General features: G+C 36.2%; 9 protein-coding genes and 1 other annotated feature. Of the genes, 7 read left to right on the top strand and 2 right to left on the bottom strand.

The window, feature by feature from the left end; genetic code table 11:
* Positions 1-29: 29 nt before the first annotated feature.
* The 4 genes from dacB to BQ6100_RS10775 all read left to right on the top strand — a co-directional run bounded on the left by dacB (position 30) and on the right by BQ6100_RS10775 (position 4,981).
* Entirely contained in the window at positions 30-1,511 is a 1,482-nt protein-coding gene (gene dacB, locus BQ6100_RS10795; protein ID WP_075981646.1) for a D-alanyl-D-alanine carboxypeptidase/D-alanyl-D-alanine endopeptidase, read from the top strand.
* Positions 1,512-1,725: 214 nt separating this feature from the next.
* On the top strand, positions 1,726-2,748 hold the full coding sequence (locus tag BQ6100_RS10790) for a Delta(5) desaturase DesA (protein ID WP_075981645.1): 1,023 nt from the start codon (positions 1,726-1,728) through the stop codon (positions 2,746-2,748).
* Between the two features lie 418 nt (positions 2,749-3,166).
* Positions 3,167-4,285: a sensor histidine kinase gene (locus tag BQ6100_RS10780; protein ID WP_075981643.1), complete on the top strand. Its 1,119-nt coding sequence runs from the start codon at positions 3,167-3,169 to the stop codon at positions 4,283-4,285.
* A 96-nt stretch (positions 4,286-4,381) separates the two neighbouring features.
* Positions 4,382-4,981: a response regulator transcription factor gene (locus BQ6100_RS10775; protein WP_075981642.1), complete on the top strand. Its 600-nt coding sequence runs from the start codon at positions 4,382-4,384 to the stop codon at positions 4,979-4,981.
* 540 nt (positions 4,982-5,521) lie between these two features.
* Here BQ6100_RS10775 and BQ6100_RS10770 read toward each other — a convergent pair.
* Positions 5,522-7,057 carry a 2-isopropylmalate synthase gene (locus BQ6100_RS10770; protein WP_075981641.1) on the bottom strand — a complete coding sequence of 512 codons (1,536 nt, stop codon included), beginning with the start codon at positions 7,055-7,057 and terminating at the stop codon, positions 5,522-5,524.
* Positions 7,058-7,099: 42 nt separating this feature from the next.
* Positions 7,100-7,333, bottom strand: a binding site (T-box leader).
* 475 nt (positions 7,334-7,808) lie between these two features.
* Between BQ6100_RS10770 and BQ6100_RS10765 the strand changes: the two genes are divergently transcribed.
* Entirely contained in the window at positions 7,809-9,089 is a 1,281-nt protein-coding gene (locus BQ6100_RS10765) for an acetyl-CoA hydrolase/transferase family protein (protein ID WP_075981640.1), read from the top strand.
* Between the two features lie 77 nt (positions 9,090-9,166).
* On the opposite strand, the gene BQ6100_RS10760 is transcribed toward BQ6100_RS10765, so the two are convergent.
* The gene (locus BQ6100_RS10760) at positions 9,167-9,976 is read right to left on the bottom strand and encodes a hypothetical protein (protein ID WP_075981639.1); all 810 of its coding nucleotides are present in this window, start codon (positions 9,974-9,976) and stop codon (positions 9,167-9,169) included.
* A gap of 152 nt (positions 9,977-10,128) precedes the next feature.
* Between BQ6100_RS10760 and pepF the strand changes: the two genes are divergently transcribed.
* Positions 10,129-11,916 carry an oligoendopeptidase F gene (gene pepF / locus BQ6100_RS10755; protein ID WP_075981638.1) on the top strand — a complete coding sequence of 596 codons (1,788 nt, stop codon included), beginning with the start codon at positions 10,129-10,131 and terminating at the stop codon, positions 11,914-11,916.
* Positions 11,917-12,036: 120 nt separating this feature from the next.
* Positions 12,037-12,693 (top strand): NUDIX hydrolase, encoded by a 657-nt coding sequence (locus BQ6100_RS10750; RefSeq protein WP_075981637.1) that lies wholly within the window; start codon positions 12,037-12,039, stop codon positions 12,691-12,693.
* Positions 12,694-12,709: the final 16 nt, after the last annotated feature.

Here is a 12,709-nt window from a genome sequence, read left to right as displayed (position 1 = left end):
ATTAAAGTATTGGAAGGAAGACATGAGGATTGGGAAAAATAATGAAAGTACTAGTTTGTGTCTATCTATTTGTCAGTCTTAGCCTCAGTTCCATCAACCCTGCTAACAAAACAAATGCACAAACTATTGAGAATCTTGGATACCGAAAGCAGGAATTAGATGAATTAATCCATTCAAACCCTTCGTTAAAAGGTGCCATCACAGGTATTAGCATCCGTTCAAGTTCAACCGGAAATATATTATATGAGCATCTTGGTGATACCCGTTTAATACCTGCTTCCAATCTAAAGCTGTTTACAGCAGCAGCTGCCCTGTCCATTCTGGGAGAGGAACATACCTTTACAACTGAGGTACATATCGATGGAAAGGTAAAAAGAAAAGTGTTAATAGGAAATCTTTATTTAAAAGGGAAGGGAGATCCCACCCTATTAATGAATGATTTTGAAAAAATAGCGAATGAAATTAGAAAAAAGGGGATAAAAGTCGTTCAGGGGGATTTAGTAGGAGATGATACATGGTTCGATAAGATACGCTATTCGGTGGATTTACCCTGGAGTGATGAACAAACCTATTACGGTGCACAAGTATCGGCTTTAACTGCCTCACCAGATAAAGACTATGATTCCGGGACTGCATTGATAACGATAAAGCCTGCTAGATTTACAAGGCTTAAAGGGAAAATGAACATTTCTCCTAGAAACGATTATGTGCAGATAGAGAATAATACGAAAACCATCCCGTCTAAGAAACGGAGTAATATTAAAATGTTTAGGGATCATGGATCTAATCGAATCATTGTTACAGGAAATATCCCATTAAAGCATAAGCCGATAAAAGAAACCCTTTCCGTATGGAACCCAACTAGTTATGCCCTTCATTTATTTAATCAAGCCCTGAAAAATAATGGGATCGAGGTAAAGGGGAAAATAAAGGAAGGGAAAATCTCTTCAAATACTACTACGATTTTGGTTCACCAATCCATCCCCTTATCTAAGCTCCTAATCCCATTTATGAAATTAAGCAATAACGGTCATGCAGAAGTATTAGTGAAGGAAATGGGGAAGATAGTTCGGAACAAAGGGAGTTGGAAGGAAGGGATAAAAGTAATGAAAAAAGAGATCGAAACATACGGTGTTTCCACGGGTACACTAGTTATCAGAGATGGTTCAGGTATTTCTCATATTAATTTAGTCCCCGCTAATGAGATTACCCAATTATTATTTGCCATCCAAAAGGAAAAATGGTTCCCCACTTATTTACGTGCATTACCAGTAGGTGGAGAAAGCGAAAGAATGGTTGGAGGTACCTTGAGAAATCGGATGAAGGCGCCATCCTTAAAGGGAAAGATTATCGCAAAGACTGGCTCTTTGACAACAGTAAGCACGTTATCTGGATACATAAAAACCAAAAGAGGCGAAACCCTTATTTTTTCCATCCTATTAAACCATTTAAAAGATGAACAAAAGGGTAAGGCAATTGAAGATGAAATTGTATCGATTTTGAATCATTAAACGGCTAAGCCTTTATCGTTATGTTAAGAAAAAGCTCCTCGGATGAATGTTAATACTTAAGAATAAGAGGATGATTCCCAGGGAGCAATGGATTATCCTCTTAATCATGTTTCAATATGACATTTATCATATATTGTTCATGACATGTATGACTTCAAAACATATATCCACTTTTGTATAGTTAGAACAAGAAAATGACGAAGGGAAGCAAAAAATGAATATTCATAATCAAAAAGATTTGAGAAGGCATGTCTCCCAATATGAAAAATCTAATTTTAGAGATAGTATCATTCAAATGGTTAATACCGTAATTCCTTTTTTCTCGTTATGGCTATTAGCCTATTTTAGTTTGTCCATTTCAGTCTTATTAACAATTACTCTTAGCGTCATAGCAGCAGGATTCCTAGTGCGAATTTTTATCATTTTTCACGATTGCTGCCATTACTCTTTCTTCAAAAATCGAAAGCTGAATAACGTCATTGGAACCATTACAGGGATTCTTACCTTTTTTCCATACAACCAATGGCAACATGATCACTCCGTACATCATGCAACTAGCTCGAACTTAGACAAACGTGGTGTAGGAGACATTTGGGTATTAACCGTTGATGAGTATATTTCATCTTCTCTATTTGTAAAATTAGCTTATCGTATGTATCGTAATCCATTGATCATGTTTGGTTTGGGCCCAATTTATCTTATTATCCTTAAGAATCGCTTTAACAGAAAAGGAGCAAGAAGAAAGGAACGGTTGAATACTTATTTAACCAATGTTTCTATTGTCGCATTGATTTTTCTTGTCATACAGCTCGTTGGCTGGCAGGCCTTTTTATTGATCCACGGAACCATTATTTATGTTTCCGGCATTGCTGGAATATGGCTATTTTACATTCAGCATACCTTTGAGGATTCCTACTTTGAGGAGGATGAGCATTGGGATTATGTGAAAGCGGCTGTTGAAGGCAGTTCTTTTTATAAACTACCGAAGATTCTTCAATGGATCACTGGAAATATCGGGTACCACCACGTTCATCATTTAAGTCCAAGAGTACCAAACTATAAACTTGAGGAGGCACATAATGGGACTCCACCTTTACAAAAGGTTCCAACCATTACTCTGAAGACAAGTTTGGAATCATTAAGATTTCGACTTTGGGATGAGGAAAAGCAAAAGTTCGTTGGATATCAGGCCGTTAAGAAATTAGCTATCAAGCAAAGAAAGCGTGTGTCATTCTAGGGGAGTCACTTTTTTGGATGGTAATGAAATAATCAAATTGATCTTAAAATGGCCTATCGCTGATATATTGTTATTATCGCGGATATATCTTGAAAATCGTGGAAATATTCTGGAATTACGAGGATATATCTTAAAAATCGCGGATATCTTAAATTTATTAAATAACAAAGGCAGAAATGTTCTACAAAATTGACAAAATAATATGTATGTCCCCTCTAATTTGCATTGAAGAGAAGCTATTTTACAAAAAGCAGAAAAAATAGGGGGGATTTTCAGTGTCACTTTATAAAAATTTAATAATGATGATTAAGCTAAGGCAACTATCCGTTTCAGTGACATAAAAAATAATCGACCTTCTGGAGATATTACGTTAAAATTCAATAAAAGGCTATGATATAAAAAACAATTGGGGTTTGTAATGAAAAAAAAATTAATGTTTCTCCAGAAAAGCTCAGGTATTTCTCCTTATATATGGAGCGTTTTTAGCATATTGCCGTTTTATTTTGTTTTTGAATCTTCCTCAACAGCAGAAATAATCGTGGGGATAACGTTAACGATTCTTTTTTTCATTTTTTATCGTTTAGCTTTTATCTCTAAAAAATGGTTTGTTTATGTATGGACCTGTATACTAATAGCCATTTCTTTAACCATGTCCATTCTATTTAATTTTGTTTACTTTGCTTTTTACATTGCGTACTATAACGGAAACATAAAAAACCGCGTGGCATTTTTAACTCTGTATATTATTCATCTAGTTTGTACTACTATTGCGATCAATTATAATTTTGTTATGCAGGATTCGGATTTTTTAAAGCAATTGCCATTTATCATTATTATTTGGATGAGCGTCATACTCCTCCCATTCAATCTTTATAATCGAAAAAAACAGGGGAAGCTTGAGGAGCAGCTTGAGGATGCAAATAAAAGAATTTCAGAATTAGTGAAACAAGAGGAGCGTCACCGAATTGCCCGTGATCTTCATGACACACTCGGCCAAAAGCTCTCGCTGATAGGCTTGAAAAGTGAATTGGCTCGAAAAATAATACACAAGGATCCTGAACAAGCGAAAAGTGAATTAAAGGATGTACAACAAACAGCAAGGACAGCATTGAATGAGCTAAGAAGCCTAGTTTCTCAAATGCGAGGAATTCGTTTAAAAGAAGAAATCGTTCACGTTCAGCAGTTATTGAATGCGGCAGAAATTGAATTAATAACTTCAGAGATGGATGTGACCGAAGTTTCAATCTTTCTAGAAAATATTCTTAGTCTTTGCTTAAAAGAAGCTGTTACAAATGTTGTTAAACATAGTCGTGCTACGAGGTGCATCATTCGCCTCGAACCATCCTGGAATGAAATACGTCTGACTGTTCATGACAATGGCATCGGGATATCGGAAAGTCCCGAGCACAAAAAAGGAAATGGTTTGTTAGGGATGAAGGAGCGTTTGGAGTTTGTGAATGGTCATCTTGAAGTTCAAAGATATGAAGGAACGATGGTTATCATGACCGTACCTAATATGGCAAGGGTAGACAATTGAAGTGAATGTGGTATTCGGATTTGTGTTTTATGTAAAATACAATTGCTGAGGGATGTTGTTTAGTGACTGATACCAAGTAAAAGGGGAGGGATTCAAATGATTCGAGTAGTCATTGCCGAGGATCAGCGTATGATGTTAGGTGCATTAGGATCTTTACTTAATCTAGAAGATGACATTGAAGTGGTTGGAAAAGCTAGTAACGGAGCAGAAGCAATATCTCTCGTTCACCAACTTCATCCCGATGTTTGCATAATGGACATCGAAATGCCAGAAAAAAGTGGCTTAGATGCCGCAGAAGAGTTAAAGGAGCTTGGCTGCAAGGTGATCATTTTAACTACATTTGCAAGATCAGGCTATTTCAAACGAGCGATAAAAGCAGGGGTAAGTGGTTATTTACTGAAGGATAGCCCGAGCGATGAGCTAGCAAGCTCTATTCGAAGCATCATGTCAGGAAGACGAATCTATGCACCGGAGCTTATGGATGATTTTTATAATGAAGAAAACCCACTGACTGATCGCGAGAAGGAAGTATTAGAGCTTGTGGCAGATGGAAAGAACACAAAGGAAATTGCTGATCAATTACGGATAAAAACAGGAACCGTGCGCAATTATATATCAACCATTCTTGATAAACTGGAAGTGAAAAACAGGATAGAGGCGATTACTCAGTTTAAGGAGAAGGGGTGGTTTAAGTGATGGGATGGTCTTAGGGTTTTTTTAGTTGAGGTGAGGAGTGGTAAGGGGTTAGTTGGGTGTTTACATAATATAATTATCGTAAATAATATTATATTTTTTCTTATAAGAAAAGACTAGCAATCTAAAAAAATGAGGGATTTTAGAGCTTTGGAACTTTGAGATACAAAAATTGTATTTAAATAGAATTGAGGTTCCTATTTTTCCATAAAAAAAGGGGAGGGAAGTGTTTATTCGCGAAAATAGTAGTTATATTCGTGAATTTTGCTATTTTATTCGCGAAAATGACTGTTTAATTCGCGACACTCCTGAAATACTCGCGAAAATTCCAAAATACTCGCGAAACTCCTGAAATACTCGCGAAAACCCAAAAATACTCGCGAATCCCCGACATACACAGGAACCCCCAAAAATCTCGCGAACTCCCAACATCCACACAAACCCCCAAAAATCTCGCGAACTCCCAACATCCACACAAACCCTCTTCAACCCATCAAAAAAATACCCACAAAAAAAAGACAGACGAATCGTCTGCCCTTACAATCAGATTTTCAAATATTTATCACTACTAATCTTCAAGCGATTTATTGCATCAATATAAGCATTTGCACTTGCTACGATAATGTCCACATTAATCGCTCTACCTTGGACGTATGACTCATTGCTTTTTACTTTTACAAATGCTTCACCGATTGAATCTTTCCCTCTGGAAACGGAATTAATTTTATAATCAATTAATTCTATATCATTTAGTTGAAGCGCTGCATCAATTCCCTTATAAATCGCATCAATTGGTCCATTTCCTTCTCCAATTCCTTCTATCACATTGTCATTGCTACTGGTGATGTTGACAAATGCTCGATAATGATTGTCACCAAGGATTTGAAGACTTAGATCCTTAAATGAATAGGAAGCAGTTACATCATTCCTAGGTTGTGTTTCTAATAGGGCGATGATGTCTTCATCAAAGATTTCTTTCTTCCGGTCAGTTAAATCCTTATACTTTTTAAAGATCTCCTTAAGCTGCTCTTCACTTACAATATAGCCGAGCTCCTCATATCTCTTTTTCAATGCGTTTCTGCCGGAGAGCTTGCCAAGGACTAATTTGGTTTCATTGAATCCTACACTTTCAGGTGTCATAATTTCATAAGTGGATTTATCTTTAATTACTCCATCCTGATGAATACCTGATGAATGAGCAAAGGCATTCCCACCAATGACGGCTTTGTTTGGAGGGATGGCAATTCCAGTAAGTCTGCTAACTAGCTTACTAGTCTTTGCAATTTCTTTAAGATTGATTCCGGTTTCCTTTTGATAATAATCCTTACGAGTTTCTAATATGGCAGCAACTTCTTCAAGCGCCACATTCCCAGCTCGTTCGCCAATTCCATTGACGCAGCCCTCGACCTGAAGGGCACCAGCAGTAATAGCAGCAATACTATTACTTAACGCCATACCAAGGTCATCATGGCAATGACAGCTTAAACGAACGTTTTCAATTCCTTTTGTATTATCCAGTATATAGCGGAATAGCCTCGTATACTCTTCCGGAGTAGTGTATCCAACAGTATCAGGGAAGTTTAACACCGTTGCTCCAGCAGCGATTACATGTTCTGAAACCTCGCTTAAGAAATCGAGCTCTGTACGAGTAGCGTCCTCACAGGAAAACTCAATATGTTTAAAATAGTTAGAGGCATAGGAGACACATTCGACGGCTTTAGCGATGACCTCCTCCTTTGTCATGTTTAACTTACGATCACGATGAATAGGAGATGTTGCAATAAAAATATGAATTCCTGTATTGTCTATATCCCCAATTGCTTGAATAACAGAATCGATATCTGCTTTATTTGACCTTGCAAGACTGACCACCATTGGTTTTGTAACTGCTTTGGCAACTGCTCGAATTGCCTCAGCATCACCAGGTGAAGCTGCAGCAAAGCCAGCTTCAATCACGTCAATTCCTAAGCTTTCTAATCTCAAAGCAATTTCAACCTTTTCGTCTTGATTAAGATTTACCCCTGGTGTCTGCTCGCCATCTCTTAATGTTGTATCAAAAAAATAAATTCTCTTTCCCATGTTAATAACCCCCTAAAAATAATAAAAATACCTAAACTTAACCTGAGGGACGAGCAAACTCGCGGTACCACCCTCATTCCCTGCTTCCTCACGGATAACAGGCTCGGTAAGTAAAGGTATTACTTTTGACATAATAACGGTATGTATACCGTTCTTCCTACTAATCGTTCAGAAGAAAATCTCCAAGGCGAGACAGATTATTTCTTCTACCTGTTTCCAGCAACCACAGGCTCTCTGAAAGAAAAATATAATCAAACTCCTTTTCACAGACAATTTAAAATATTCAGGTTTAAATTTAAAGATATATTACTACATTGAATATTTTAATTCAACAGTTTTTTTATAAACAATTGAAATATATTAGATTTTAATTTGCATACCAATAGATAAGAAAGTTTTTTCATGAAAACAATCAGGCTGAAGATGATAATTCACTAATTGATATGGAGGTTACATTACCAATGGCCTTTGTGGATCAAAAAAGGATTGGAAAAAATAGGTAGATTACAGAAATGATATTAAATCGACCAGAGGCTCGAAATGCTTTTCATTCAGAAATGGCGAAGGAGATACTAGAGATTTGTCAATCGATAAAAAGAAAGTGATAAGAGAGTGGTGTTGATTACTATTTACCAAAATCTTATTAAAAATTAACCATTGTTCAATTTTTCCAGAGGAACTTGAAACCTTTAAGTAGAAATATACTGACATACATATTTCTAAAAAGGGATTCCTTTGGAGGTGAATTTGGTTGAAATATCATGAATGGAGGAACACCTATTCGAGGAGAATAACAACTGCTGAAAGAGCAATCTCCTTAATTCAATCCTTTCATAAGGTTTTTTTAGCCCCTTTCTGTAACGAACCTCAGACATTAGTTGAAGAGTTAATACAGCAAAAGAGCAGGTTAAAAAATGTATTCCTCTACAATATCGTTCTTGGCAGTCCATGTCTCTATGGAAACATAGACTGTAATTCGCATTTTAAAATTAGAACATTTTTGAGCTCAGCTAGCTTAAGGAATGCCTTTGTTCATGGAGATGCTGAATATTTGCCTGTTAATCTATCAGAAATTCCTCGTCTCCTTGGTCAAGAGAAAATGGATGTGGCATTGATACAAGTGACCCCTCCTAATGAAAAAGGGTTTTGCAATTTAGGCTTGTCGGTGGATGTTGTTCAAACATTAATAAAAAGCTCGACCATAGTCATTGCGGAAGTGAACAGTCAACTTCCATATACATATGGAAACACCTTTGTACATGTATCAGACATTGACTTATTTGTTCCTACTAATCGACCATTACTGACAATTCATAGCAGAGTCCCTAATGACGATGAAAGAATTATTGGAGAGCTGGTGTCAGAACTAGTTCCTGATTATGCGACGATTCAAGTAGGGGTAGGAAAGCTATCAGATAGCATTTTATATTCTCTTAAAGAGAAGAAGGGTTTAGGTATTCACACAGGCCTAATCACGGATCCAATCGTGGATTTGATGGAGTTAGAAGTGATAACAAATGAAGAAAAGGAAATTAACCATTATAAAACAGTAGGGACTACTTTAACGGGAACAGAAAAATTATATCAATATGCACATCGAAATGCATTAATCGAGCTACACTCGACTGATTATACACATAATGCAGCCGTCATATCGAAAATAAGCAATTTTCATGCAATTAATTCAGCTTTAGAGGTCGATTTATTTGGCCAAGTCAATGCAGAACTGATTGGAAATTATCCAATCGGTGGTGTGGGTGGTCAAATGGATTTTATTCACGGTGCGAGGCTATCAAAGGGTGGAAAATCAATTATTGCCCTACCTTCGACAGCCAAAGATGGTGCCTATTCACGAATAAAAGTGACAAATCCATATGTCACATCAATAAAATCCGATATTGATTATGTAGTTACGGAATTTGGTATTGCTTCTTTATTTGGAAAGTCACTTAAAGAAAGAGCAAGAGAATTAATAGCCATTGCCCATCCGGATTATCGAGACCAGCTATTAAAGGATTTCAATAGCCTTTAAGAAAGTATTCCATTTTTCGCCTCTGTTAAGTTAAGTAACACTATGAAAAAGGCTAAAAGAACGATTTTATCGCTCTTTTAGCCTTTCATAATCTTTGAAGGATTATTTATTTTATATAAAACTGGGGTATCAATGATGTATTGCTCCTCGACGTACTTACCTTTAGGTAATTTCTTTTTGACAATTTTTCCATCAAATTCAAGCTGATCACCTGGATTTAACTCAAATTTTTTCAAGGTTTTGGAGTGAGAACAATAGGCTAGTCCAACTTCAATAGGCAATTCCTGCTGTATCACTACGTTTTCAAGGACCACTACTTCATCATTTTCTTCATTAAAATTATTCCAGCTAAGTGCAAATTGCTTTACAGTTGCTGAAAAATGAACCTTATCTAAAGGTAAATCAAGCTTGCTTGCTTTCTCTTTCTTTTGTTTTGTTTCATTTTTAACCTTTGGAGAGTTAGTTTTACTTTCTGATTGAATATTTTTTGTTTCCTTTGAATGTAAATTTGTTTCGGCGCCATCCGGGTTTGAAGAGGCAGATTGCCCCGAAGGATTTGAAGAAATTCCTTTTGAAAAGCTAGGGGACTGCATTTCCTTCAGATAGGCTGGATGTATGCAGCTTAAATTTCCATCCTGGAATTCAATGACAATGGTATCGTATTCACCTGTGAATCCGTATTGTTCATAGCCCTTAATGGTTACTATCCGTTGATGAGTTGCTTCTTTATACCAAAATTGTTTTTTTACTTCCTTTGTGGTTGATAATCCCCATTCTCGAACCTTTTCCGCATAATGAGCTTCATCATAAAATGTTATGTAATCCCCTTTAGGAGGAAGGTATAACGTATCATTTGCATCTTCAATTTGTGGTAAATTGTTCGCCATCATACCACTACCTTTCTTTTTTGTTCATTTTCTAATTTATCATTTTCGCATTCCTTTATAAAGGGTTTCGGATGAGCAATTAAGAATATAATTAAGATAGAAGTGATTTGACTTAAGAATTTATTAGTATTTTGAAAAAGGAGTTTTTGCTAATGAAAATTTATACATCTAGAAATGAAGTACCCTTACATGAAAAATGGGCCTTATCAGATATCTATTCTGATTTTAACAAATGGGAGAAAGATTATCAGCAAATAGAGGAATTAGGAGAAAAATTAAAAGGCTTTGATGGTCACATTCAAAGTGGGTCATCCCTCTTTCAATATTTAAAAACGAGTGAGGAATTATCCTATCTTCTTAATAAATTATTTGCTTATGCCATGCTGTTAGTTGATGAGGATACTCGGGAATCAAAGTCGCAGGTCTTGCTTGATCGTGCTAGACAGCTAAGTGTAAAAGTGAATTCATCAACCTCCTTTTTCATGCCATTTTTATTAAGTTTGGAAGAGGAAACGTTAAAGAAATACATATCGGAAGAACAAGGTTTGGAATACTTTGAAAAGGATTTAATGGAATCCTTCCGTTATAAACCTCATGTATTAAGTAAAGAGCAGGGATCCATTCTCTCACAATTAGGGGAGGCATTATCCGTTCCAAGTAAGACCTTTGGAATGATTAATAATGCAGATATAAAGTTTGGGGAAGTAACTGGTGAAAATGGGGAAAAGATTGAACTTACTAGAGGATTGTATTCCAAATTAATTGAGGACGAGAATCGGGATAAAAGAAGGGAAGCCTATAAATCATATTACAAGCCCTATGTTCAATTGAAGAATTCTATTGCTTCAACCTTATCATCAGCGATAAAGAACAATGTGACATTAGCAAGGATACGAAATTATCCATCGGCACTTGAAAAAGGGATGTTTGGGGATAGGGTTCCAAAAGAGGTATATGAAAATCTTATTTTCACAACGAAAAAAAATATTAGGCCTCTTCATCAATATAATCATATCCGAAAAGAAAAGCTCCAATTGAATGAGCTGCGGCAATATGATATGAGTGTTCCACTAGTTAAAGGTGTAAAGTCCGAAATTTCTTTTAAGGATGCCTTTGATACGATGTTGAAGGCTTTGGCACCACTTGGTGAAGAGTATGTTGAGTTGCTAAAAGAGTTTAAAATTAAAAGGTATATCGATGTTCGTGAAACTCCAGGAAAGAGGTCAGGTGCTTATAATCTTGGTGTTTATGGAGTTCATCCATACATTTTATTAAATCATCATGATGACTTGGACAGTTTATTCACTTTAGTGCATGAATGTGGTCATGGGGTTCATAGTATGCTCAGTTCATTAAATCAGCCTCAGATTTATGCAAGATATAGTATTTTTGTTGCAGAGGTGGCATCTACTGTCAATGAGGTTTTGTTAATCCTGTATTTATTAGAGAATGAAAATGATTTAGAGGTTCGAAAGCATTTGCTCAATCACTTCATTGATCAATTTAAGGGGACCTTTTTTACTCAGGTAATGTTTGCTGAGTTTGAAATGAAAATTCATGAGCTTGCAGAAAAGGGAGAGCCATTAAACGTTGAAGTTTTTAATCAAACCTACGAGTCCTTATTCAGGGAATATAATGGGGAGGAAGTTGTATTTGATGATGAGGTGAAATATGGTTGGTCAAGAATCCCTCATTTTTATCGACCATTTTACGTCTACAAATATGCAACGGGATATGCATCAGCCATCCATTTAGCAACAAGAATTTTTGAGGGGGAAGAGGATACACTTAAAACCTATTTAGAATTCTTAAAAAGCGGAAGCTCTGACTACCCTCTTGAACTATTAAAGAAAACTGGAGTGGATTTAACCACACCATATCCAATAGAAAATGTATTAAAAAGATTTGGAGAATTAGTAGAGGATTTTTCGAAGGCATAAAATTTCTCCATTGAGGTTTTAGTTTTGAGACATTATTAGTCGGGAACCTTGATAGTCAAATGATCGTTCCCGGCTTTTTGAAAAATGTGATTGAAAATTATAATAAAGGGTGGGGAAAATGTGATAGTTATTCCAAAACCAGCTTCAACCGTAATATTGATGGACGAACAAAATCGTGTATATTTAACGAAAAGACCGAAGACAATGAAATTTTTAGGTGGATTTTATGTTTTTCCAGGTGGGGCTGTTGAAGATACTGATGATGGAGGAAGTAAGCAAATTAAAAATGGGGACCTAAATAATCCCTTTCAAATAGCCTATTATGTTGCGGCAGCAAGGGAGTTGTTCGAGGAAGTAGGGATATTATTATGTGAAGAAGACGACGGATCAATCGTTCAATGGAGCCTAGAAAAAGAGAGGAATTACCGACGCCTTCTAATTCATGGTGAGATTTCCTTCTTACAAATACTAAAGCAGGAAGGAATTTATCTTAATCTAAATCAACTAAAATACTTCGGAAATCTAATCACTCCAAAGGGAAGCCCCTATCGTTTTGATACCAAATACTTTCTTTCCTCATTACCCCTAGGTCAAACTCCAAGACCAGATAATTATGAAATTGATGAGGCATTTTGGTTAACCCCAGAAGAGGCGATTGCAAAATTCCAAAAAGGAGAACTCCCAATGATAAAACCGACTATTCTTGTACTTCAAACTATAATTCATCATTTACAAGGTGGACCTTTAATGATCCCAAAAATGAGTGATGAATTATAAGAAAGGGAGTAGCTTC

Source organism: Bacillus massilinigeriensis (genome assembly GCF_900117315.1).
In the GTDB taxonomy this organism is placed as follows: Bacteria; Bacillota; Bacilli; order Bacillales; family Cytobacillaceae; genus Bacillus_BE; species Bacillus_BE massilionigeriensis.
This window is presented reverse-complemented; position numbering and strand designations above follow the sequence as displayed.

Excerpts from the sequence above, each read along its gene's own strand:
- BQ6100_RS10790 (WP_075981645.1), top strand. The coding sequence starts at position 1,726 with ATGAATATTCATAATCAAAAAGATTTGAGAAGGCATGTCTCCCAATAT.
- BQ6100_RS10780 (WP_075981643.1), top strand. The coding sequence starts at position 3,167 with ATGAAAAAAAAATTAATGTTTCTCCAGAAAAGCTCAGGTATTTCTCCT.
- BQ6100_RS10775 (WP_075981642.1), top strand. The coding sequence starts at position 4,382 with ATGATTCGAGTAGTCATTGCCGAGGATCAGCGTATGATGTTAGGTGCA.
- BQ6100_RS10770 (WP_075981641.1), bottom strand. The coding sequence starts at position 7,057 with ATGGGAAAGAGAATTTATTTTTTTGATACAACATTAAGAGATGGCGAG.
- BQ6100_RS10760 (WP_075981639.1), bottom strand. The coding sequence starts at position 9,976 with ATGGCGAACAATTTACCACAAATTGAAGATGCAAATGATACGTTATAC.
- pepF (WP_075981638.1), top strand. The coding sequence starts at position 10,129 with ATGAAAATTTATACATCTAGAAATGAAGTACCCTTACATGAAAAATGG.